Genomic DNA, 21,712 nt, shown 5'->3' on the forward strand with positions numbered 1-21,712 from the left:
AAGCAGTCTGTCTTTCGCGTGCGGCGGCGCGCTCAACAGCCATGGCATGACGCCGAAGGGCCGCGCTCCGCCAGTCCCGACGGGGCTTCGGGATGAAGCCTGCGGGGTGGATCGGGCGCCGCCCCGCGTGTCCGGGCAGCGAATGAACTTGAGGGGCCGGCGGCTGCTACAGACAGGTCTGAAAAGACCCACACGCGCTGGAGACGCCGGAGATCGCGATTGTGCGATGCAGCGCAAATGGGCGCTGGCGCGTGAAAAGTCAAGCCGACCGGGCCGCGCGTCGCCGCGCGGCCCGGCGCAAGGCGGCTCAGCGGTTGACGCGCGCTTCCAGCTCGCCGATGCGGCGGGTCAGATAGGCCGTGTCGTCGCTGGACGCGGCGTAGCGGCCATAGGCGGTGTTCAGCCGCTGCAGATCGCCCAGGGCGACGCGAATGTCGGCGGCTTCGGCGCGGGTGATCCTGGACGCGTTCTCGGCGGTGGTGATCGAGGTCTGCAGCGCCGTCAGGCGCTGGGCCGGGGTCTGGTTAGCGGTCGCGGCCTGACCCGCCGGACCGTCGCCGACCCGCGCGTCCAGGGCGTCCAGCCGTGCGTCCAGATCGGCCCGTTCGCTGGCGCTGATGACGCCGTCGGCCTGATAGCGCGTCTCCAGCTGGATCACCGCCTGATAGTCGGTCTTCAGCTGGGTGGCCTGGGTGCGGGTGATGCGGCGCGCGGTCACGGCGGCGTCGACGCGGCGCTCGAAGTCGGTTCGGCCGGCCGCGACATTGGCGGTCTCGCCATAGCCGGCGGCCCCGGAATCCAGCGTCTGGATCAGGGCGTTGTAGCGGGCGCTCAGATCGGTGCGCTCTTGGGTGGTGATGCCGCCGGCGGAATATTGCCGCTCAAGGTCGACGAGGCTGGCGTAGTCGGCCCTGAGCTTGGTCCCCGCCGCCGAGGACACGGCGCCCGAACGGACGCTGGCGTCCACGCGCGTTGCGAACTGGGATTGCCCGTCGCTCAGGGGACGGCCGCCGCGCAGCCACGCCTGGTCCATGGCCGACAGGCCCAGGCGGTCGCCGAACAGGGCGCCGACCACGGCGCCAAGGCGGTCCTGATTGGTCTGGGTTCCGCTTTGCGCCACGGCGGCGCTGGCGCTGACGCCCAGGATTGCGGCGGCCGAAGTGGCCAGGATCGTGCGGTTGAAAAGGGACATACGATGCGTCTTTCGGGCTGTGTCGGTTGTCCAGAGAACGGGGCTTTCGGGCGATGGTTGCCCCCAATCAACCCCACGCCATCCAGCCCATCCACGCCGCCATCAGCACCATCATCACGTTCTCGGTCAGCGACAGGAAGCCCAGCGGGACGTTGCTGTCGCCCCCGACGCAGGCGCATTTCAGCTCTCGCTTCTGGATGTAGACGGCCTTGAACACCGACCATCCGCCGACCAGGCCGATGAAGGCCGCCGCCGGCGCAGACAGCCAGGTCAGCACGCCCGCGATCATCAGCACGCCCGCGCCCAGTTCCACGAACGGATAGACATAGGCGTAGGGAACCCAGCGCCGCGCCATCAGGTCGTAACCCAGGAACATGGTGGCGAAGCCGTCCAGGTCGCGCAGCTTCAGCATGGCCAGGGCGCACATGGAAAAGGCGATGAACCAGGCGGGCGTCCGCACGGTCAGCAGCGTCCCCGCCGCGAAGGCGGCCGCGATCGCCATCAGGGCGGCGACAGCGAACACCACCAGGACCGGCGTATAGGTCTTGCGATCCTTGTCCGGCGCGGGCTTGCCCAGAAAACGGCGCAGGTCGTCGTAGCCGCCGATCCGCTTGCCGCCGATGAAGATCTGGGGCGTGGTCTTGACGCCGTGTTCGGCCTTGAAGGCGTCGGTCTGCTCGCGCGTGGTCAGCCAGCGGTCGTCGACGGCGTAGCCCTGGCTTTTCAGCAGGTGACGCGCGCGCAGCCCCCAGGGACAGACGTGCCTGTCCATCACCATGCGATAGAGAACGGCGGTCTTTTCTGCGGTCTGTTCTTCGGTCACGGGGGCGGCTCCTTGGACGTTGCGCGAGATGGAACGTCGCCCATGTGGGGTGCGGACCATGGTACGGAGTCAAGGCATGAGCGTAACGATAGCCGGGCTGGCTCGCGCCGGCGGCGTGGGCGTCGAAACGGTGCGCTACTATCAGCGACGCGGCCTGATGCCGACGCCGGACGGGGCCGGCGGCGTGCGCCGGTACGGAGAGGCGGAGGCGCGCCGCCTGCGATTCATCCGCTCGGCCCAGGCGGCCGGCTTCACCCTGGAGCAGATCGGCGAACTGCTGGCGCTGGACGCCGGGCACGACCACGCGCGGGCCCGCGCCCTGGCGCAGGCGCGGATCGCCGAGCTGGACGTCAGGATCGCCGAACTGGAGGCGGCGCGGAACGCGCTGCGGCGGTTGGCGAAACAGTGCGGCGCGGCCAGGGACGGACCGTGCCCGATCCTGGCGGCGTTCGACGGCTGAGATCAGCGGCCGTTCAGGGCCGTGAACACCGCATCCCAGTTTCCACCGCTCTCGGCCTGGCGCAGCGGCTTGACCCGCTCGACCAGGATTTCGCCGCGCGGGGTGTCGCCGCCTTCGATCAGGCCCATGACCTCGGCGATATAGTCGGCCAGGGGCATGGAGTTGGGGTTTTCCGCGTGTCCCGGCATCAGGTCGGTCGCGACGGCGGGCGGGGCCAGTTCCAGCACCTCGACCGAGGTATGGCGGAGCTGGTGGCGCAGGGAGACGCTCCAGCTGTGCATGGCCGCCTTGGTGGCGTTGTAAGTCGGCGTCGCGGCCAGCGGAATGAAGGCCAGGCCCGACGTCACGGTCATGACGAAGGCCGACGGCTGGGCCTTGAGATGCGGCAGCAGGCCGGCGGCCAGACGGATCGGCCCCAGCAGATTGGTGTTGATGGTCGCCTCCGCCGTCGCCAGGTCGAAAGGCTCGGCCGTCAGGTCTTCCGCCTTCATGATCCCGGCGTTCAGGATGACGCCGTTCAGGTCCGGATGGTTCGAGACGATCCGGGCGCAAAAGTCGCGCACGGCGGCCGCGTCCTCGACGTCCAGGACCGCCCAGGCCATGCCGGGATTTTCCTGGGCCGTCTCCTTCAGCACCGCCTCGCGGCGGCCGGTGATGACGATGCGGTTGCCGCGCGCGTGCAGCGCCTCGGCCAGGGCGCGGCCGATGCCGGTGCCGCCCCCGGTGATCAGGATGGTGTTGCCGGTGATGTTCATGGGAAGGCTCCTTTATCTGGTGCGCGCAGAGAGGTAGAGGTGATGCTCTCCAACAGAAAGTAGGCACCGAAAAGCGCCATACTTACTGAAACGAAAGATTTGGACATGACGGCCGTTCCGCCCGCAAGAATCGCTCACCCCGAAACCGGGGCGGTCGCCGATCCGCGCGTGGAGGCGCTGGTCAACGACGTCATCGGCCGGGTGGCGGACAAGTGGACCATGCTGGTGCTGGAGGTGCTGGCCGAACATGGCGAGCTGCGTTTCAGCCGGGTGGGCGATCTGGTCGGCGGGATCAGCCAGAAGATGCTGACCCAGACGCTTCGGCAGATGGAGCGCGACGGACTGGTGATCCGGACGGCGCATCCGGTGATCCCGCCCAAGGTGGAATACAGGCTGACCGACCTGGGCCTGACGCTGGCTGAGGCCTTCTGCGGGGTATGGACCTGGGCCGAGGCGAACATCGAACGGATCGAATCCGCCCGCGCCGCCTTCGACGCCCGCAAGGCCTAGGCGGCCCCGGAACCTCGGCCGTTCGCGCGGGTTGATCCGGTCGAACGGCAGCCAAGGGAGTCTCGCCATGAAGGTTCGCGACGTCATGACCCGCGATGTCCATATCGCCCGCCCCGGAGACACGCTTCGCGAGGTGGCGGAACGGATGGCGCGCGGCGATTTCGGCTTCATCCCCGTGGCCGAGGGCGACCGGCTGATCGGCACGATCACGGATCGCGACATCGTCGTGCGCGCCGTGGCGGCCGGCGCGTCGCCGGATTCGCCGGTGATCGAATACATCAGCCGCGACGCCCAGACCGTGCGCGACGACGCCGATCTGAAAACCGTTCTGGACCTCATGAGCGGCCGCCAGATCCGGCGCGCGCCGGTGGTCGACAAGCACGAGCGCGTCGTGGGCGTCGTCTCGCTGGGCGACCTGTCGACGCGCGTGAAGGAAAAGTACGCGGGCGAGACGCTGGAAAGCATTTCACGCGCTTGAAAGCGGGCGACCAGCCACGGGCGACAGGCGTTCAGCCTTTCTTCACCGCGTCTGCGAACCCCGCGCTAAGTCCGTGTCTTCATCCTGATCGACGGGCGGATCAGGACGAAGGACCAGCCATGGCGCGCGCGCAGTTCCAGAAGGGCCAGAAGGTCTGGGTCGAATGCGTCGGCGCCTGGGCCCATATCGAGAAGGTCCAGCCCGTGTGGGCCAAGGGCTTCGACGAACCGGTGCGCGTCACCTACGACGTCGGCCTGGGGCGGGACTTCGCCGGGGCGGAGCTTCAACTGGCGGTCGACGATCCGGCCGCCAACGACCTGAACCAATGGCGTCTGATGCGGGCCCGCAACAAATGGCAGTCCGAGGACGATTGCCTGCATCACCCCTTCCCCGGCAGCTATCCGGTCGTCGTCACCGACTCGGCGGACTGGGGCGGATGGCGCGTTCCGGGGGCCGAATACGACCGGGATCCGGAACGGATCGAGTTCCAGGCGCGCCTGATCGCCGCCACGCCCCGGCTGTTGCATCTGGCGGAACAGCTGATGGTGCTGGTGGCCGATTCCCCGGAGGACGCGCCGCCCCCCGTGCTGGCCCTCGCGCGACAGGCGCGAGAGATCACCGAGGCCGTCACGCGCGTGCCGGGAGAGGCGCCGGCGGCGGCGGCCTGAACGCAAAACTCCGCAAACCAAGCCTCGACACGAATCTGCGACGCAGCCTAGATTCCCCTGGCAGAGGAATTGGGGTCGGGAGATCGCCTTGCCAGGCAGTGAGCGGCGCGGACAGACGCCGGGGCGACGCGCCTCGGATCGCGCCGCCGGCACGCCCGCCTGGCTGAGGGTCGCCGTCCTGGGCATGGCGCTGGCGGCCGCAGCCTATGTGCTGTTGGCCGCGCGCGAAGTCGGACGACCGGCCCGCGAGGCCGAAGCGCTCCGCGACGAGACCGTAAGCCAGGCCGCCGCTCTCCTGGCCGCCCAAACCCGTTTGCGGCTGGACGCGGCCCAGGCCGGGCTGAACGCGGGGGCGGCGAAGCTGAACGCCGGCGGCGCGCCGCTCGAGGCGGTCGAGGCTGCGCGGCGGGCGGCCCCGACGACGGCCTTCATCGTGCGCGACCCCGCCGGACGGCCCCTGGCCGTGACTGGCGCCGAGGCCCAGGCGTTCGAAGCCCGCGCCGGGACCGGCCCGATCCGCGCCGCATCGGACGGCGCCCTGCTTGTCGTCGGACCGCGGCTGAGCGCCCGCATCGTCCTGTCGCCGCCGAGCCCCGGCGCAGCGACCCTGCGGCTGGCCGGCGCGGACGACCTGATCCTGGCCTCGACCCAGTCGGACGAAACGGGCCAGCCGGCGTCCGCCGTGATCGGCGCCGCCCCAGCCGAACTGGCGGCCGGGGGGCAGCCCCGCTCGCTCGCCGTCGAGGGTCGGTCCGCGGCCACGGCGGCGGCGGCCGTCCCCGGCGCAGGCCTGTTCGCCGTGGCCGCTCGCCCTGCGCCGCCGGCGGGCGTCGCGGCCCTGCTCAGCGACGCCTGGGTTCTGGCCGCCCCGCTGCTTCTGGGATTGGGCGTCCTGGCCCTTCTTCTGTTTCAGCGCTGGCGGCGCGCGAGAGCCAGCCGCGACATCGCCTCGGCCGAAAAACGCTTCCGCATCGCCGTGGAGGCCGCCCGTTGCGGGGTTTGGGAATGGGACCTGGACGGCGACGAAGTCACCCTGTCGGACTATATGGCCGCCATGCTGGGCTTCGCGCAGGGCGGCGTGGTCGATACGGCCGCGGTCATGGAGCGCATCCACCCGCGCTATCGCGACGAAGTGGCCCACGCCCTGCGCCAGGCCGCCGCCTACGGCGCCTTCGAAGTGACCTTTCCCGTGCCTCTGGAGCGGGGCGGGGTGCGCTGGATCGACGCGCGCGGTCAGGCGCGCGGCCAGCGGAACGACGACGGCTTCTCCGCCATCCTGGGCGTGGCGCTGGACATCACCGAGGCGCGCCGCGCCAAGGTCCGCGCCGAAGCGGCGGAGAGCCGGCTGCGCGACGGGGTGGAAAGCATCTCGGACGCCTTCGTCCTGTTCGACCGGCAGGGCCGGCTGATCCTGTGGAACCAGGCCTTCATGGACGCCTTCGGCTTCGAGCCGGGCGTGGTCCGGCGCGGCGCGATGAAGGACGAACTGAACCGCATCGCCGCCCTGGCGATCAAGGCCGACCACCCGCCGGTCGACAACCGCGCGGGACGGCGCGAACTGGAACTGAACGACGGCCGCTGGCTGCAGATGAACGAGCGCTTCACCTCGGAAGGCGGTTCGGTCGTCACCGCCGCCGACATCACCGCCATCAAGCAACAGGAGGCCGAGCGGAACCGCGCCGCCAACCACCTGCGCCAGATGGTGGATCAGCTGGAGATCAGCCGCGAACAACTCAGCCTGCTGGCGCGCAAGTACGAGGTCGCGATGACCCGCGCCGAGGCGGCCAACCAGGCCAAGTCCGAATTCCTGGCCAATATGAGCCACGAACTGCGCACGCCGCTGAACGCCATCAACGGCTTCTCGGAGATCATGGCCGCCGAGATGTTCGGGCCGCTGGGCGACGCCCGCTACAAGGGCTATGCGGGCGACATCCTGAAGTCGGGCCAGCACCTGCTCAGCCTGATCAACGACATTCTGGACATGGCCAAGATCGAGGCCGGCAAGATGACGCTGCACTACGAGCCGGTGTCGCTGAAGGAGGTCTGCGAGGACGCGGTGCGGCTGATGCGGGGCAAGGTGCAGGAGGCGGGCCTGACCATCGCGGTCCGCGCCGCCGATCTGCCCGACATCGAGGCCGACTACCGCGGGGTCAAGCAGGTGCTGCTGAACCTGATCTCCAATGCGGTGAAGTTCACGCCCGAGGGCGGGTCGATCACCCTGACGCTAAGCCCCTCCGTCGGCGAGGACGGGGAGCAACGGGTCCGCGCCGCCTGCACGGACACCGGCATCGGCATCGCGCCAGAGGACCTGGTGCGTCTGGCCCGCCCGTTCGAACAGGTCGAGGGCCAGCATTCCAAGACCACCCAAGGCACCGGCCTGGGCTTGGCCCTGACCAAGTCGCTGATCGAGATGCACGGCGGCGCCATGCGGATGGAAAGCGCGCCCGGCGAAGGCACCACCGTCAGCTTCGACCTGCCCGTCCGCCGTCCGGCGACCCAGGCGGCGCCGATGCAGGAACGCGCGGCGGCCTAGCCGCCCATGGCCACGAACGGACCGTTCAGGAAGCGGGGCTTGCCATAGGCCAGGCGCTGGCCGTCGTCGGCCAGAACGCGGCCGCCGGCGGCTTCCAGCACCGCCTGGCCGGCCGCCGTGTCCCACTCGGACGTCGGGCCGGAGCGCGGATAGGCGTCGAAGCGCCCCTCGGCGATCAGGCAGAACTTCAGCGAGGAATCGGTCCCCTGCCAACGGGTGCAGCCGTGCCGCGCGGCCAGGCGGGCGGCCTCCTCGTCGGTCACGCTGTGGCTGAGCAGGGCCAGCCCTTCCTGGGGCCGGTCGCGCACGCGGATCGGCCGCCATTCGGCGCCGGCGTGGGCCTCGCCCTCCTGGACGTCTCCGAACTGGCGGCGCAACGCCCCGCCGCCGGGCGCGTCGGCGCGCCAGGTCGTGGCGGTGGCGGGCGCGGTCACGACGCCGGCGACCGGGTAGCCGTCATGGATCAGGGCGATGTTGACGGTGAAAGCCTCGCCGCCGCGGATGAAGCCCTTGGTGCCGTCCAGCGGGTCGATCAGCCAGAACCAGCCCTCGGCCGCGTCGGGCGCGCCCTCGGCGGCGACCGCCTCTTCCGCCACGGTCTGCACGCCCGGATAGGCGGCGGCCAGGCGTTCCAGGATCAGCGCCTCGGCGGCGCGGTCGGCCTGGGTGACGGGGCTGTCGTCGGCCTTGGTCTCGACCGTCGCGCCGTTGCGCCAGAAGGGCAGGATCACGCGGGCCGCGTCCTCGGCGATCTCGGCCAGGGCCAGGGACAGGGCGCCGGAGTTCAGATCCTGGGCCAGCTTGTTGTCGGAATGGGTCGTCATCGGGCGGTCGATAGAGCATCGCGGCGGTTCCATGAACCGACAAATCACGTCAGGTTCGCGCCCGACACGAACTGTGACCCGAACGCCCCGGACCGCGCCCATGACCGACGTCGCCCCTTCCGCCCCCGAACCCATGCCCGCCGAGGGGACCGAACTGGCGACGCTGGTCGCGGCCAAGCTGTGCCACGACTTCATCAGCCCCTCGGGCGCCATCGTCTCGGGCCTGGACCTGCTGAACGATCCGACGGCGCAGGACATGCGCGACGACGCCCTGGGCCTGATCGCCCAGAGCGCGCAGAAGATGGTGGCCCTGGTGCATTTCGCGCGCGTCGCCTTCGGCGCGGCGACGACCAGCGAACGCTTCACCGCCCGGGAGCTGAAGGATCTGGTCACGGGCATGACCGACGGCGGACGCGCGACCCTGGACTGGCGCGTGGCGGAAGGCGATTTCAGCAAGCCCCAGGCCCGCGCCCTGGTCAATCTGGCCTATCTGACGGTCGCCGCCCTGCCGCTGGGGGGCGAAGCTGTGGTGCAGAGCCGCGTCGAGGACGGGCGTCTTCACCTGGAAGGATTCGCTGTAGGCGCGCGCGCGCGATTGAAGCCGGAGGCGCTGGCCGGCCTGAAGGGCGAACGCCTGACCGAGGGGCTGGCGGGCCAGTGGATCCAACCCTACTGGCTGTGGCTGACGGTCAGGGAAGCGGGCGGCGAATTGCATCTTGAGGTTGAGGACGGCCGCGTCGTCATGGTCGCCCGGATGCCGGCCTGATAGGATTTCCCAACGACTCGTTAACCGCCGAACGGACATAATCTTGCGGTGCGTTGGTTCGGCGAGTCGACGCGCGCCGTCTTCGGGAGCATCTGGCCTTGGACCTCACCACCTGCCTCATCGTCGATGACAGCCGCATCATCCGCAAGGTGGCGCGCCGGATCGTCGAGGGCCTGGGCTACGAGGTCGACGAGGCCGCCGACGGCGCCGAGGCCCTGGCCTATTGCACCGGCGCCATGCCCGACGTGCTGCTGATCGACTGGAACATGCCGGTCATGGACGGGCTCAGCTTCCTGCGGCTGCTGCGCGGCCTGCCGGGCGGCGACCGGCCCAAGGTGCTGTTCTGCACCATCGAGACCCGGCCCGACCGGATCGCCGAGGCCCTGGCCGCGGGCGCGGACGACTATGTGATGAAGCCGTTCGACGGCGAGATCCTGCAGTCCAAGCTGGCGGAGGTCGGGGCCATCGCCGCATGACGCCCGAAGACTTCGACAAGCTGCAGACGCTGATGTCCACGCGCGCCGGATATCGGCTGAGGCGTGAGCGGATGCAGCTGGCCGAGCACCGGCTGGGGCCCATCGCGCGGCGCGAGGGCTACGCCAATGTCGAGGCCCTGCTGACGAACCTGTGGGCCCATCCCGTCGCTTCCCTGGGCTGGGCGGTGATCGAGGCGCTTCTGAATCCCGAGACCTGGTTCCGACGCGACCGGACGCCCTTTCGGGTGTTCGAGCGTGAACTCCTGCCCGCCCTGGCCTCGGCGCGGCCCTCCGGCCAGGTGCGGGTGTGGTCGGCGGGATGCTCCACCGGCCAGGAGGCCTGGTCCATCGCCATGGCCGGCCTTGAGACCGGCGCGCGCATCGAGGTGGTCGCCACCGATCTGTCGCATCGCGCGGTCGAGAAGGCCCGACTGGGCCGCTACACCGGCTTCGAGATCCAGCGGGGCCTGACCGCCAAGACCATGCTGCGCTGGTTCGAACCCGAAGAGGACCAGTGGCGGGTCAAGCCGGACCTGGCCCGGGTGGTCAGTTTCGCGCGCGCCAACCTGTTGGACGAACCTGTGGACGACGCCCGCCATGACGTCATCTTCTGCCGCAACGTCTTGACCGACATGGAGCCGGCCCGGCGCGCCCGGGTTCTGGACGGGCTGGAGCAACGACTGGTCGACGACGGCTGCCTGTTCCTGGGCGCCGACGAACGGCTGGAGGGCGAGACCGTGGCCTTCCGTCCGGTCAGCGGCCGCCCCGGCCTGTACGTAAAGGCCCCCTCCTCCCTGCGCCGCGCCGCCTGAGGCGCTTGCGTCCGGCGCGGCCCCCGGGCCATTGTCTAGGCCAAGCGTCACGGGGAACATCATGCGCCTGGTCCTTCTGATCGCCGCCCTGGCGGCCGCCCTCGGCCTTGCCGTCGTGACCAGCCAGTCGCCCCGCCCCGCATCCCTGTCCACGCCCGCGGTCGACTTCTCGGCCGAGCGCGCCATGCCCGACGTGCGCCGCATCGCCGCCCGGCCGCATCCGGTGGGCAGCCTGGAGCACGCCCTGGTCCAGGCCTACCTTCTGGGCCGGATGACCGACATGGGCCTGCAGCCGACGCTGCAGGCGGGCGTGCTGTCGCCGGCGGCCGTGGCCAGGATCGAGAAGCGCGGCGACAGCGCCCGGGGGCTGCGCGCGGTCAACATCGTCGGCGTCCTGCCCGGGCGCGACCCCGCCCTGCCCGCCGTGGTGATGATGGCGCACTACGACAGCGTGCCCGGATCGCCCGGCGCCGCGGACGACGCCTCGGGCGTGGCGGCCATCCTGGAAGCGGTGCGGGCGATCAAGGCGCGCGGTCCGGCGGAACGCACCCTGGTCGTGCTTCTGACCGACGCCGAGGAACTGAACCTGGACGGGGCGCGGGCCTTCTTCAGCGAGCATCCGCTGCGGGACCGCGTCGGGGCGGTGGTGAACCTGGAGGCGCGCGGCGGCGGCGGCCGGGCCATGATGTTCGAGACCGGCCCCGGCAATGCGGAGACGATCGCCCAGTTCGCCCGCGCGACCCGCGACGCCAGCGGCGGGCCGTCCAGCGATTCCCTGGCCGTCTTCGTCTATCGGCTGATGCCCAACGGCACCGATTTCACCATCGCGGCGCAGCGCGGGCTGGCCGGGGTCAACCTGGCCTTCATCGGCCGCCCGGCGCAGTACCATTCGCCGACTTCGACCCCCGAGGCGCTGGACCAAGGCAGCCTGCAGCACATCGGCTCGCTGGCGCTGGAGACGGCGGATCACTTCCTGCGCGTGGACGCGCTGCCGCGGGCGACCCAGAACGCGGTGTACGGCGACCTGTTCGGCCTGGCGGTGGTGCGGTACGCGCCCGGCGTCGGCTGGCTGCTGCTGGCGCTCGCGGCGGGGCTGACCGGGTTCGCCGCCTGGCGCGCGCGCCATGCGACGGGGCTACGCTGGGCCGATGTCGGCCGGGGCGTCGCCGGCGGGCTGTGGCTGGTGTCCAGCGGGCTGGTGCTGGCCCAGGCGGTGCGGGTTCTGGGCGGGCCGATCGGACGCCGGATCGATTCGCCCGAGACCTATTACACCCTGCTCAGGCGGCTGCCGTGGATGGAGGCGGGGGTGGGCCTGGCCCTGCTGGCGGCGGTGCTGGTGCTGCTGGCCGGACGCGCCTGGATCGGGCGGCGGCTGATCGCGGGCGTGCTGATCGTCGCGGGCGTGCTGGCCGCGATCCTGGGCGGTTTCGATCCGGTCGGCGCCGGCGCCCTGGTCGTCGCCCTGGCCCTGACCTTCTGGCCGCGTGGAGAGGACGAGGGACATTGGGGCGGATGGCTGGGACTGATCGGCCTGGTCCTGCTGGCGGGCGCGCTCGCCCAGGCCGCCGCGCCCGAGGCGGCCCATCTGCTGATCTGGCCGGGACTGGCCGCCGCCCTCGCCGCCGCCGCCAGCGCCCTGATCGGGGCGCGCCTGACGCGGCGGGCCGCCCTGGCGCCGCCGGTCGTCGCCGCCGTCTTGGTCGGCGGCTGGCTGCTGGGATACGGGCATGGGATCTTCCTGGGCGTGGGCATGGACCTGCCCGGCGCCCTGGGGCTGATCGCCCTGCTGCTGGCCATGCTGGCCCGGCCCTTGGCGCCGGCTGCGCCGTCGGCGCGAGGCACCCTGGCCGCGGCGGCCGGAGCCGTCCTGCTGCTGGGATGCGGCCTGTCGCTGGCGGGCCGGGCCGCCGAGCCGCCGCCGGCGGCGGACGCCGTCGTCGTTCCCTGAATAAGGACTTCGACCCGGCGCCGCTTCCGGGTTATGGCTGAGACAACGTCCGACTGAGCCTTCCGCTTGCACCACCATCCGATCGTCAGCCTGTTCTTCACCCTGTCCCTGGCGGTCGCCGTCCTGGGCGCGTGGACGGCGCTGGACCTGTTCAATCGAATGCGGGCGCACCTGGGCTCGGCGCGGTTGCGCTGGCTGGCGGTGGCGGCGCTGACGCTGGGCGCCAGCATCTGGTCGATGCATTTCATCGCCATGCTGGGGTTCGATCCGGGCGCGCCCGTCTCCTATGACGTCGGCCTGACGCTGGCCTCGTTCCTTCTCGCGACAGCGGGCACGGCGGTCGCCTTCCTGACCGCCGCCCGGCGCAGCGCGGGCTTCGTTCGGTTGGCCGCGGCCGGCCTGGCCATGGGATCGGCGATCGCCGCCATGCACTATGTCGGCATGGCGGCGATGCGCACGGCCGCCGTTCTGGACTACCGTCCCGGCCTTGTCGCCCTGTCGGTGCTGATCGCCGTCGGCGCCTCCATCGCCGCGCTGTTCGCCGCGCGCGAAGACCGGACCCTGCGCTGGCGCGCGCTGGCGGCCGGGGCGCTCGGCACAGCCATCGTGGCGATGCACCACACCGGCATGGCCGCCCTGGTCCTGACCCCGGCCGAGGCGGCGCCCGGGGCCGCCGGCGCCTCTCCGCTGATGCTGGCGGTCGCGGTCACGGCGGGATCGGTCGCGGTGCTGTTCCTGGCCCTGGGCGCCTCGGTCTTCGACCAGCGGACCAATGTGCTGTCGGCCGTCGACGCGGGCGGGGTCGGTTTCTGGGAGGCGCAGCTGCCGCTGAGGCCGCCGGTCGTCTCGGCCCGCGCCCGCCAGATCATGGGCATCGCGCCCGACGCCAGACTGACCGCCAGCGAGATCGGCGACCGCCTGTCCGATCAGGACCGCGCCGCCCACCGCGCCGCCCTGGCCCGCGCCATGGCCGGAGAGGAAGACTATGACCAGGAGTGGTTCATTCCCGGCGTCGGGCGCTGGATCCATCTGCGCGGTCGGCTGATCCGCAGCCGTTCGGGCCGGCCCTTGCGGATGTCGGGGGTCATCACGGACATCACCGACCGGCGCCAGGCCTTCGCCGCCCTGGCCGACAGCGAACGCCAGCAGCGCGTGCTGATCAACGAGCTGAACCATCGCGTGAAGAACAGCCTGGCCACCGTCCAGTCCATCGCCCGCCAGACCGCGCGGCGCGCGCCCGACCTGGCCAGCTTCATTCCGCTGTTCGAGGCGCGGCTCCTGGCCCTGTCGAACACTCAGAACCTGCTGACCGCGGGACGGTGGGAAAGCGTCCGGCTTCGCGATCTGCTGCACCAGGAACTGGCCCCCTTCGCCGAGGAGCAGGTGCGCCTGAGCGGGCCGGACGTGCGACTGGATTCGCGCCAGACGCTCAGTCTGGGCCTGGCCTTTCACGAACTGGCGACGAACGCGGCCAAATACGGGGCCCTGTCGACCCCCAACGGCTGCGTGCGCGTGGACTGGTCGGTGGCGGATCGTCACCTGCGGCTGGACTGGGTCGAGACGGGCGGCCCTCTGGTCGCCGCGCCGGCGCGGCGCGGCTTCGGCTCCCAGCTGATCGAGGCGGCGATCAATCGCGACCTGGACGGCTCGGCGGCCCTCGCCTATCCGCCCGAAGGCTTCACCTTCAGCCTGCGCCTGCCGTTGGCCGACACGTCAGAAGCGGACGCCTGAAAAGGAATGTTCTCGTTTTGATCAAGAGAACATCTTGTGAACACGAACAAACCGTGCACATAGTCGTCTCACCACAACGGGGGCGGGTCCATGGCGGGTCTCTCCCAGGCTTCAGATGGGAATCATGGCAAGGGAGACGGGTAAGATGGCTTCACAGGCGGCATTGAAATTGGTGGGCAAGGAAGACGGCGACAAGCAGCGCGCGCTGGAGGCGGCGATCGCCCAGATCGACCGCGCCTTCGGCAAGGGCTCGGTGATGAAGCTGGGCAAGGCCGGACAGGTGGCCGAGATCGAGAGCGTCTCGACCGGCTCGCTGGGCCTGGACATGGCGCTGGGCATCGGCGGCCTGCCGGTCGGGCGGGTGATTGAAGTGTTCGGTCCGGAATCGTCGGGCAAGACCACCCTGGCCCTGCACACCGTGGCCGAGGTGCAGAAGAAGGGCGGCGTGGCCGCCTTCGTCGACGCTGAACACGCGCTGGATCCGGTTTACGCCCAGAAGCTGGGGGTGAACCTGGACGACCTGCTGGTGTCCCAGCCGGACGCGGGCGAACAGGCGCTGGAGATCGTCGACACCCTGGTCCGTTCGGGCGCGGTCGACATCGTGGTGGTCGACTCCGTCGCGGCGCTTACGCCCCGCGCCGAGATCGAGGGCGAAATGGGGGACAGCCTGCCCGGCCTTCAAGCCAGATTGATGAGCCAGGCGCTGCGCAAGCTGACCGCGTCCATCTCCAAGTCCAAGTGCATCGTCCTGTTCATCAACCAGATCCGCCACAAGATCGGGGTGATGTACGGCAGCCCCGAAACGACCACAGGCGGCAATGCGCTGAAGTTCTACGCCTCGGTGCGCCTGGACATCCGCCGCACCGGCGCGATCAAGAACCGCGACGAGGTGGTCGGCAACACCACCCGCGTCAAGGTGGTCAAGAACAAGGTCGCCCCGCCGTTCCGCGAGGTCATCTTCGACATCATGTATGGCGAGGGCATCTCCAAGCTGGGCGAGGTCATCGACCTGGGCGTCAAGGCGGGGATCATCGAGAAGTCGGGCAGCTGGTTCAGCTATGACTCGACCCGGATCGGCCAGGGCCGCGAGAACGTGCGCGAGTTCCTGAAGCAGAACCCCGACATCGCCGACCAGATCGAGAAGGCCGTGCGCCAGTCCACCAACAAGATCGCCGACGACATGCTGGGCGCGCCCGAGCCTGACGAAGGCCAGGACCTGGAAGGCTAGGTCCTCTTCACCGACACTCCGCCGTCGCCCTCGCGACCCGCCACCGACCCCGCGAGGGTCGGCGGAGCCGGCCCGCTCGACCCCCATGTCGGGCGGGCCATCTTTTGATCCTTCGTCAGCCGCCGTATGTCGCGCGCAGCGAGGCGATCGAACGGTCGATCAGTTCGCGCAGGACCGCCGGATCCGCGTCGGCCAGCCGGTTCAGATAGAGGCAGGAGCTCCCCGCCCTGTGCTTGCCCAGCCGCACCAGCAGGTCCGCGTGCTCGGCGAAACCGGGCATGATGTAGAGGACCAGATTGGCCTTGCGCGGCGAGAAGCCGACCAGGGGCCAGTCGCCGGTCGGGCCGCGATAGCGGCCGAAGCCGACGATCGACGGCCCCCACAGCACCGGCGGTTCGCCCGTCGCTTCGGCCATCAGGGCGCAGATCGCCTCGGCGTCCGCGCGTCGCGTCGGGTTCTCGAGCGCGGCGATGAAGTCGGGGACCGAGGCGTCCGTCGGGCGCGTTTTGGGTTCGGCCGCCATCGCTAGAGCCCCTTCACGATCCCCTCGACCATCTTCTTGGCGTCGGCGAACAGCATCATGGTGTTGTCGCGGAAGAAGAGCTCGTTCTCGACCCCGGCGTAGCCTGAGCCCATGCCGCGCTTGATGAACAGGACGGTTCCGGCCTTCTCCACGTCCAGCACGGGCATGCCGAAGATGGGCGACTGGGGGTCGGTCTTGGCGGCGGGGTTGGTGACGTCGTTGGCGCCGATGACGAAGGCGACGTCGGCGGTGGAGAACTCCGAGTTGATGTCCTCCAGCTCGAACACCTCGTCATAGGGGACGTTGGCCTCGGCCAGCAGGACGTTCATGTGGCCGGGCATGCGGCCGGCGACGGGGTGGATGGCGTATTTCACCTCGACCCCCTCCTCCTTCAGCTTGTCGGCCATTTCGCGAAGCGCGTGCTGGGCCTGGGCCACGGCCATGCCGTAGCCGGGCACGATGATGACCTTGGAGGCGTTCTTCATGATGAAGGCGGCGTCCTCGGCCGAGCCCTGCTTGACCGGCCGCGTCTCCTTGGTCCCTCCCGCGCCGGCGGCGACATCCCCGCCGAAGCCGCCCAGGATGACGCTGACGAAGCTGCGGTTCATGCCCTTGCACATGATGTAGCTGAGGATGGCGCCGGAGGACCCGACCAGGGCGCCGGTGATGATCAGGGCGATGTTCTCCAGCGTGAAGCCCAGCGCCGCCGCAGCCCAGCCCGAGTAGGAGTTCAGCATCGACACCACCACCGGCATGTCGGCGCCGCCGATGGGGATGATCAGGGTCGCGCCCAGGATCAGGCTGAGCACGAAGACGCCCCAGAAGGCCCAGGTCGCCGTGCCGCCCGAACCGATCATCACCCCGATCAGCAGCACCAGCGCCAGGCCGAGCGCGATGTTGATCAGGTGGCGCGCCGGCAGCAGGATCGGCGCGCCGGACATGTTGCCGTTCAGCTTGGCGAAGGCGATGACCGAGCCGGTGAAGGTGATGGCCCCGATGGCGACCCCCAGGCTCAGCTCGACGATCGACAGAGTCTTGATGCCCGTCCCGTCGGCCGAGAGGATGCCGAAGGCGCCCGGCGCATAGACGGCCCCGATGGCGACCAGGCAGGCGGCCAGGCCGACCAGGCTGTGGAAGGCCGCGACCAGCTGCGGCATGTCGGTCATGGCGACCTTGCGCGCGATCAGGGCGCCGGCGCCGCCGCCCACGATCACGCCGCCCGCGATCAGGGCCAGCGTCAGCCCGTCCAGCGTCCCCGTCGTCCCCAGCGTCAGCAGGGTGACCGCGATGGCCAGGGCCATGCCGACCATGCCGAAGGTGTTGCCCCGCCGGCTGGTCTCCGGGCTGGACAGCCCGCGCAGCGACAGGATGAACAACACCCCCGAAACCAGATAGGCCAGCGCCGCCAGCGAAGCGTTCATCGTCCGTCTTCCCCCGAAACTCTCATTGCGTCCGCGCCAGCCGCCACAGGGCGGCGGCGATGAACAGGGGGCCGATGAACATCAGCGCCCATTCGAACACGCCCAGCGGCCGCCCCTGCATCACCACCCGCACCAGTATGGCCGAGAAGACCAAGACGATGCCGCAGTCATGCAGCCGCTGCCGCTGCAGCGGAACCTTGGTCCCGAACCAGCTCCACAGCCACAGGCCGATCCCGATCGCCGTGGCGATCCAGGAGGCGACGACGGCGACGTGGGCGGCGTCGGTCATTTCGCCGGCCGTTCCTTCTTCCTGTACATGGCCAGCATTCGCCGCGTGACCATGAAGCCGCCGAAGATGTTGACGCTGGCCAGGGTCACGGCCGCGACGCCGGCGCCCTTGGCGACCCAGGCGCCGGGGCCGGTCGCCTCTCCCGCCATCGCCGCCGCCGCGATCAGGCCGCCGACGATGATGACGCTGGAGATGGCGTTGGTCACCGCCATCAGCGGCGTGTGCAGGGCCGGCGTCACGCTCCAGACGACGTAGTAGCCGACGAAGATGGCCAGCACGAAGATGGCCAGGCGGAAGACGGTGGGATCGACGTGTTCCATTATGCCCTTTCTCCCTCCCCATCTTGGGGAGGGTGGCTGACGCGCAGCGTCAGACGGGTGGGGACGGCTGGGGACGCGGCCTGCGGCCGCCCCCACCCGGTCGTCGCTGACGCGCCGACCGCCCTCCCCAAAATGGGGAGGGAGAAGTTGGGCAGCATCCTCATCCTTTGACCCCCTCATGCACCACGGCGCCGCCGTGGGTGACGACGGCGGCCTTCAGGATCTCGTCTTCCAAGTCCACCGTCAGCGTGCCGTCCTTGACCAGAAGGCCCAGGAAGGCGGTCAGGTTGCGGGCGTAGAGGGCGCTGGCGTCGGCGGCGATGCGGCCGGGCAGGTTCGACCAGCCGACGATGGAGACGCCGTTCGGCGTGGTCACGACCTCGTTCAGCTTCGAACCTTCGACGTTGCCGCCCGCCTCGACCGCCAGGTCGACGATGACCGAGCCGGGCTTCATCGAGGCGACGTGGGCGGCGGTCAGCAGCTTCGGCGCCGGGCGGCCGGGGATCAGGGCGGTGGTGATGACCACGTCCTGCTTGACGATGTGGCCGGCGGTCAGTTCGGCCTGTTTGGCCTTGTAGTCGTCGGACATCTCCTTGGCGTAGCCGCCGGCGGTCTGGGCGTTTCGGAACTCCTCGTCCTCGACGGCCAGGAATTTGGCGCCGAGCGATTCGACCTGTTCCTTGGTGGCGGGGCGGACATCGGTGGCGGTGACGACGGCGCCCAGGCGGCGAGCGGTGGCGATGGCCTGCAGCCCGGCGACGCCCACGCCCATGACGAAGCATTTGGCGGCCGCGACGGTGCCGGCCGCCGTCATCATCATCGGGAAGCCCTTGCCGTAGGCGTAGGCCGCCTCGATCACCGCGCGATACCCGGCCAGGTTGGCCTGGGACGACAGCACGTCCATCACCTGGGCGCGGGTGATGCGGGGCACGAACTCCATGGCGAAGGCGGTGGCGCCCGCGCCGCGCAGGGCCTCGACCGTCGCCTTGTCGCGATAGGCGTCCAGCATGGAGACCACGACGGCGCCCGGCTTCAGGGCGCTGGTCTCCTGGGCCGTGGGGCCGCGCACCTTGAGCACGATGTCGGCGCCATCCAGCACCGCGCGGGTGTCCGGCTTCACCGTCGCCCCGGCGGCCGCGTAGTCGGCGTCCGGGATGGAGGAGCCCAGGCCGGTCCCAGCCTCGACCGCCACGGTCGCGCCCAGGGCGATCAGCTTCTTGACCGTCTCAGGCGTGACGGCGCAGCGTGTTTCTCCCTCGCGACGTTCGCGGGTGACGGCGACAGCGACAGCCAAGCGAATCCCCCTCGTTCTTCTTTCAGAACGAGGTTAGGCCCGTCGGAGGCGGCAGGTCAAAGCGCGAGCGTCCGGCGCCGGACCCGGCGCCTGGAAAAACACCGTATGAATAGTGTGAATCGTGTGAAATCCCCGTCCCGCGCGCGACCGATCCGAGCCTAGCAGACGCCCCCGGTCAGGCGCGCAGATCGCGCCGGCGAGCGATCAGAGACCGGAATTCAAAGGCGATCTTGCGCGGAATTGGGAAGGATCAGTGGCTCTGGGGCTTGGACTTCAGGGCGACCCAGCCGACCACCGCCAGGACGACGGCGCCGATCAGGCCGGCCATGAAGCTGCCGCCCGGATGGAACCACATGACCAGGAAGACCAGCAGGACGGCCACGCCCAGCGAACCCCACTTGGTCATCGCCATGAACAGATCGAAGGTCGAGGCCTGCTCGTTGATGGCCATTTCGCCGTGGACATAGGCCTTGGCGTCGGCGTCGGCTTCGGCGGTGGCGGGATTGTGCGGCTCGGCCATGAGATTCCCCAGTCGTTCTAGGCGGACTTATAACGGGGCGGGCGCGACGCTCAAGCCCGGGCGCGCAATCAGAGACACGCCCCGCCCCGTCATCCTCGGGCTTGATCCGAGGCTCGGAGGAGAACGCAGCAGGTGCGAGGAAGGCGAGGCCGCCTATCGCCCAAGGCCCGATCCTCGGGTCAAGCCCGAGGATGACGAAGAGAGGGAACACGAAGACGGCGGCGGACGGCGCCTTCCGATCACCCCAGCGCCTCGAACTGATCGACCAGGCGTTCCAGACGCTGGCAGCCCACGCTCCAGAAGGCGGGGTCGCGCGGGTTCAGGTCGAAGGGCTTGAGCGCCTCGACATAGGTGCGGGTTCCGCCGCCGGCCAGCAGGTCGCGGTACAGCGGCGTGAAGCCCGCCGGATCGGCGCGGCGCGCCTCCATCAGGGCCGCGACCAGCAGGTCGCCGAAGGCGTAGGCGTAAACATAGAAGGGCGAATGCACGAAGTGGCTGACATAGCTCCACCAGTGTTCGTAGCCGGGGTTCAGCGTCACGGCCGGCCCCAGGGAGGCGCCCATTTCCTCCAGCCACAGTTCGTTGATCCGCTGCTGCGGCACCTCGCCCTTCTGGCGTTCGTCGTGGAAGCGGGTCTCGAAGCGGTGGAAGGCGATCTGGCGCACCACGGTGTTCAGCCCGTCCTCGATCCGGCCGGCCAGCAGGCCGCGCTGTTCGGCCTTGGGCGCGGTGGCCAAGAGGCGGTCGAAGGTCAGGCCCTCGGCGAAGATGGAGGCGGTCTCGGCCAGGGTCAGGGGGGTGTCGGCAAGCAGGGTGCCCTGCTCGGCGGCCAGGGTCTGGTGCACGCCGTGGCCCAGTTCGTGGGCCAGGGTCAGGACGTCGCGCCGTTCTCCCATCCAGTTCAGGAAGACATAGGGGTGGCGGTCGGCGGTGACCGGGTGGGCGTAGGCGCCGGATTGTTTGCCCGGCCGGGCGCGGCCGTCGATCCAGGGCTGGTCGAAGAAGCGGCCGGCGCGCTGGGCGAAGTCGCCGCCCAGGTCCGAGAAGCTGTCCAGCACGATCTCGCGGCCCTGGGTCCAGGTGAAGGCGCGCGGGGCGGCCGTCTCGATCGGGGCGTTGCGGTCCCAATGGTCCAGCCGCGTCTTGCCCATCGCCCTGGCCTTCAGGGCGTAATAGCGGTGCGACAGGCGGGGATAGGCGTCGGCGACCGCCTGGGCCATCGCGTCGACCGCCTCTCCGTCCACCTCATTGGCCAGGTGGCGGCTGTCGGCCGGGCGCTTGAAGCCGCGCCAGCGGTCCTCCATCGCCTTGTCGGCGGCGACGGTGTTCAGCACAAGGGCGATGGTGGGGGCGCGGGCGGCCAGGGCCTCGGACAGGCCCTCGGCGGCGGCCTTGCGGCGGGCGGGCTTGGCGTCGGACAGGCGGTTCAGCGCCTCGGCCAGGGTCAGGGTCTCGCCACCCGCCACACCTCGTCCGGTATGGGCGCGCAGGGCCGCCATCTGCTCGTCGAACAGGCGGGGCCACTGGGCGGTGATGGGGCCGCGCTCGGCGATGAACGTCTCAAGCTGAGCCGACAGTTCGTGCGGCTTCATGGCGCGGACGCGACGCAGCCAGGGACGCCAGCGGGCGGCGGCGGGATGGGCGGCCAGGGCGGCGTCCAGCTCGGCGTCGTCGATCTGGTTGATCTCCAGCGTCAGCCAGACGGTCGGGGTGGCGATGGCGGTGATCTTCTCGCGCACATCGGCCTCGAACCCCTGCGCGCCCGCGTCGTCGCGCGCGGTCGAGGCGGCCAGGAAGGCGTAGGCGCCCAGCGCCCCCAGCCGGTCCGAGGCCTGTTCGTACAGGGTGATCGCCCGATCCAGCGTCGCGCCCAACGCCGACGGATCGGCGCGCTGGGCCGCCAGACGCCCCTTCAGGCCGTTCAGGTCGTCGACCAGGGCGCGCGCCTGGGTCATGTCGGCGGCGAGGCGGGCGTCGTCGCGCGAGCCATAGAGGTCTGACAGGTCCCACAGCGGGGCTTCGGTCTCGGGCGTCTTGAAGGGGGCGTTCATGGCCTCTGTTGTGGGGACCTTCGGGCGGCGTCGCAACCGCGAGAGGCCTTCGCGCGACGCTTTCGTTGTGCCAGCCTGTCGCAAAGGAGA

General features: G+C 70.2%; 22 protein-coding genes. 11 read left to right on the plus strand and 11 right to left on the minus strand.

Features of this window, described 5'->3' with window-relative positions:
* Positions 1-307 precede the first annotated feature (307 nt).
* Both M8231_RS10760 and M8231_RS10765 read right to left on the minus strand, forming a co-directional pair.
* Complete coding sequence (locus tag M8231_RS10760; protein ID WP_249749982.1) at positions 308-1,192, minus strand: hypothetical protein; 885 nt, start codon at positions 1,190-1,192, stop codon at positions 308-310.
* A gap of 67 nt (positions 1,193-1,259) precedes the next feature.
* Positions 1,260-2,015, minus strand: a complete 756-nt coding sequence (locus M8231_RS10765; RefSeq protein ID WP_249749981.1) for a glutaredoxin family protein — start codon at positions 2,013-2,015, stop codon at positions 1,260-1,262.
* A gap of 76 nt (positions 2,016-2,091) precedes the next feature.
* Here M8231_RS10765 and M8231_RS10770 point away from each other — a divergent pair, with 76 nt between their 5' ends.
* Positions 2,092-2,475, plus strand: a complete 384-nt coding sequence (locus M8231_RS10770; protein WP_249749980.1) for a MerR family DNA-binding protein — start codon at positions 2,092-2,094, stop codon at positions 2,473-2,475.
* Positions 2,476-2,477: 2 nt separating this feature from the next.
* Here the strand turns inward: M8231_RS10770 and M8231_RS10775 are convergent, their stop codons facing one another.
* Positions 2,478-3,230, minus strand: a complete 753-nt coding sequence (locus M8231_RS10775; RefSeq protein WP_249749979.1) for an SDR family oxidoreductase — start codon at positions 3,228-3,230, stop codon at positions 2,478-2,480.
* 105 nt (positions 3,231-3,335) lie between these two features.
* Between M8231_RS10775 and M8231_RS10780 the strand changes: the two genes are divergently transcribed.
* From M8231_RS10780 to M8231_RS10795, 4 genes are all read left to right on the plus strand, one after another.
* Entirely contained in the window at positions 3,336-3,740 is a 405-nt protein-coding gene (locus tag M8231_RS10780; protein ID WP_249749978.1) for a winged helix-turn-helix transcriptional regulator, read from the plus strand.
* 67 nt (positions 3,741-3,807) lie between these two features.
* Positions 3,808-4,218 (plus strand): CBS domain-containing protein, encoded by a 411-nt coding sequence (locus M8231_RS10785; RefSeq protein WP_249749977.1) that lies wholly within the window; start codon positions 3,808-3,810, stop codon positions 4,216-4,218.
* A gap of 119 nt (positions 4,219-4,337) precedes the next feature.
* Positions 4,338-4,886: a hypothetical protein gene (locus M8231_RS10790; RefSeq protein ID WP_250201452.1), complete on the plus strand. Its 549-nt coding sequence runs from the start codon at positions 4,338-4,340 to the stop codon at positions 4,884-4,886.
* An 88-nt stretch (positions 4,887-4,974) separates the two neighbouring features.
* Positions 4,975-7,419 carry a PAS domain-containing sensor histidine kinase gene (locus M8231_RS10795; RefSeq protein ID WP_249749976.1) on the plus strand — a complete coding sequence of 815 codons (2,445 nt, stop codon included), beginning with the start codon at positions 4,975-4,977 and terminating at the stop codon, positions 7,417-7,419.
* Here the strand turns inward: M8231_RS10795 and cysQ are convergent.
* On the minus strand, positions 7,416-8,243 hold the full coding sequence (gene cysQ, locus M8231_RS10800) for a 3'(2'),5'-bisphosphate nucleotidase CysQ (protein WP_249749975.1): 828 nt from the start codon (positions 8,241-8,243) through the stop codon (positions 7,416-7,418). The two genes, M8231_RS10795 and cysQ, sit on opposite strands and share 4 nt — an antisense overlap.
* Before the next feature lie 100 nt (positions 8,244-8,343).
* Here cysQ and chpT point away from each other — a divergent pair, with 100 nt between their 5' ends.
* From chpT to recA, 6 genes are all read left to right on the plus strand, one after another.
* Positions 8,344-9,009 carry a histidine phosphotransferase ChpT gene (gene chpT / locus M8231_RS10805; protein WP_250201453.1) on the plus strand — a complete coding sequence of 222 codons (666 nt, stop codon included), beginning with the start codon at positions 8,344-8,346 and terminating at the stop codon, positions 9,007-9,009.
* Positions 9,010-9,107: 98 nt separating this feature from the next.
* Positions 9,108-9,485 carry a response regulator gene (locus M8231_RS10810; RefSeq protein ID WP_249749973.1) on the plus strand — a complete coding sequence of 126 codons (378 nt, stop codon included), beginning with the start codon at positions 9,108-9,110 and terminating at the stop codon, positions 9,483-9,485.
* Positions 9,482-10,297: a CheR family methyltransferase gene (locus M8231_RS10815; RefSeq protein ID WP_249749972.1), complete on the plus strand. Its 816-nt coding sequence runs from the start codon at positions 9,482-9,484 to the stop codon at positions 10,295-10,297. Before M8231_RS10810 ends, M8231_RS10815 begins: the two co-directional genes overlap by 4 nt.
* 61 nt (positions 10,298-10,358) lie before the next feature.
* Positions 10,359-12,245 (plus strand): M20/M25/M40 family metallo-hydrolase, encoded by a 1,887-nt coding sequence (locus M8231_RS10820; RefSeq protein WP_250201454.1) that lies wholly within the window; start codon positions 10,359-10,361, stop codon positions 12,243-12,245.
* A gap of 66 nt (positions 12,246-12,311) precedes the next feature.
* Positions 12,312-13,976: an MHYT domain-containing protein gene (locus M8231_RS10825; protein ID WP_249749969.1), complete on the plus strand. Its 1,665-nt coding sequence runs from the start codon at positions 12,312-12,314 to the stop codon at positions 13,974-13,976.
* Between the two features lie 145 nt (positions 13,977-14,121).
* Positions 14,122-15,204 carry a recombinase RecA gene (recA, locus tag M8231_RS10830; RefSeq protein ID WP_249749968.1) on the plus strand — a complete coding sequence of 361 codons (1,083 nt, stop codon included), beginning with the start codon at positions 14,122-14,124 and terminating at the stop codon, positions 15,202-15,204.
* 115 nt (positions 15,205-15,319) lie between these two features.
* Here the strand turns inward: recA and M8231_RS10835 are convergent, their stop codons facing one another.
* The 7 genes from M8231_RS10835 to M8231_RS10865 all read right to left on the minus strand — a co-directional run bounded on the left by M8231_RS10835 (position 15,320) and on the right by M8231_RS10865 (position 21,622).
* Entirely contained in the window at positions 15,320-15,727 is a 408-nt protein-coding gene (locus tag M8231_RS10835) for a DUF1801 domain-containing protein (protein WP_249749967.1), read from the minus strand.
* A 2-nt stretch (positions 15,728-15,729) separates the two neighbouring features.
* The gene (locus tag M8231_RS10840) at positions 15,730-17,148 is read right to left on the minus strand and encodes an NAD(P)(+) transhydrogenase (Re/Si-specific) subunit beta (protein ID WP_249749966.1); all 1,419 of its coding nucleotides are present in this window, start codon (positions 17,146-17,148) and stop codon (positions 15,730-15,732) included.
* 22 nt (positions 17,149-17,170) lie between these two features.
* Complete coding sequence (locus tag M8231_RS10845) at positions 17,171-17,437, minus strand: hypothetical protein (protein ID WP_249749965.1); 267 nt, start codon at positions 17,435-17,437, stop codon at positions 17,171-17,173.
* The gene (locus M8231_RS10850) at positions 17,434-17,757 is read right to left on the minus strand and encodes an NAD(P) transhydrogenase subunit alpha part 2 (protein WP_249749964.1); all 324 of its coding nucleotides are present in this window, start codon (positions 17,755-17,757) and stop codon (positions 17,434-17,436) included. Before M8231_RS10850 ends, M8231_RS10845 begins: the two co-directional genes overlap by 4 nt.
* Positions 17,758-17,917: 160 nt before the next feature.
* Entirely contained in the window at positions 17,918-19,051 is a 1,134-nt protein-coding gene (locus M8231_RS10855) for a Re/Si-specific NAD(P)(+) transhydrogenase subunit alpha (protein WP_250201455.1), read from the minus strand.
* 250 nt (positions 19,052-19,301) lie between these two features.
* On the minus strand, positions 19,302-19,571 hold the full coding sequence (locus M8231_RS10860; RefSeq protein ID WP_249749963.1) for an aa3-type cytochrome c oxidase subunit IV: 270 nt from the start codon (positions 19,569-19,571) through the stop codon (positions 19,302-19,304).
* 239 nt (positions 19,572-19,810) lie between these two features.
* A complete protein-coding gene (locus tag M8231_RS10865) occupies positions 19,811-21,622 on the minus strand; it encodes a M3 family oligoendopeptidase (protein WP_249749962.1) in 1,812 nt (603 codons plus the stop codon).
* Between the last annotated feature and the right edge of the window lie 90 nt (positions 21,623-21,712).

This window comes from Brevundimonas albigilva (genome assembly GCF_023573565.1).
GTDB lineage: Bacteria > Pseudomonadota > Alphaproteobacteria > Caulobacterales > Caulobacteraceae > Brevundimonas > Brevundimonas albigilva.

Coding starts and splice junctions, on each gene's coding strand:
- M8231_RS10760 (WP_249749982.1), bottom strand. CDS start 1,192: ATGTCCCTTTTCAACCGCACGATCCTGGCCACTTCGGCCGCCGCAATC.
- M8231_RS10770 (WP_249749980.1), top strand. CDS start 2,092: ATGAGCGTAACGATAGCCGGGCTGGCTCGCGCCGGCGGCGTGGGCGTC.
- M8231_RS10775 (WP_249749979.1), bottom strand. CDS start 3,230: ATGAACATCACCGGCAACACCATCCTGATCACCGGGGGCGGCACCGGC.
- M8231_RS10780 (WP_249749978.1), top strand. CDS start 3,336: ATGACGGCCGTTCCGCCCGCAAGAATCGCTCACCCCGAAACCGGGGCG.
- M8231_RS10785 (WP_249749977.1), top strand. CDS start 3,808: ATGAAGGTTCGCGACGTCATGACCCGCGATGTCCATATCGCCCGCCCC.
- M8231_RS10790 (WP_250201452.1), top strand. CDS start 4,338: ATGGCGCGCGCGCAGTTCCAGAAGGGCCAGAAGGTCTGGGTCGAATGC.
- cysQ (WP_249749975.1), bottom strand. CDS start 8,243: ATGACGACCCATTCCGACAACAAGCTGGCCCAGGATCTGAACTCCGGC.
- chpT (WP_250201453.1), top strand. CDS start 8,344: ATGACCGACGTCGCCCCTTCCGCCCCCGAACCCATGCCCGCCGAGGGG.
- M8231_RS10815 (WP_249749972.1), top strand. CDS start 9,482: ATGACGCCCGAAGACTTCGACAAGCTGCAGACGCTGATGTCCACGCGC.
- M8231_RS10820 (WP_250201454.1), top strand. CDS start 10,359: ATGCGCCTGGTCCTTCTGATCGCCGCCCTGGCGGCCGCCCTCGGCCTT.
- recA (WP_249749968.1), top strand. CDS start 14,122: ATGGCTTCACAGGCGGCATTGAAATTGGTGGGCAAGGAAGACGGCGAC.
- M8231_RS10835 (WP_249749967.1), bottom strand. CDS start 15,727: ATGGCGGCCGAACCCAAAACGCGCCCGACGGACGCCTCGGTCCCCGAC.
- M8231_RS10840 (WP_249749966.1), bottom strand. CDS start 17,148: ATGAACGCTTCGCTGGCGGCGCTGGCCTATCTGGTTTCGGGGGTGTTG.
- M8231_RS10845 (WP_249749965.1), bottom strand. CDS start 17,437: ATGACCGACGCCGCCCACGTCGCCGTCGTCGCCTCCTGGATCGCCACG.
- M8231_RS10850 (WP_249749964.1), bottom strand. CDS start 17,757: ATGGAACACGTCGATCCCACCGTCTTCCGCCTGGCCATCTTCGTGCTG.
- M8231_RS10860 (WP_249749963.1), bottom strand. CDS start 19,571: ATGGCCGAGCCGCACAATCCCGCCACCGCCGAAGCCGACGCCGACGCC.
- M8231_RS10865 (WP_249749962.1), bottom strand. CDS start 21,622: ATGAACGCCCCCTTCAAGACGCCCGAGACCGAAGCCCCGCTGTGGGAC.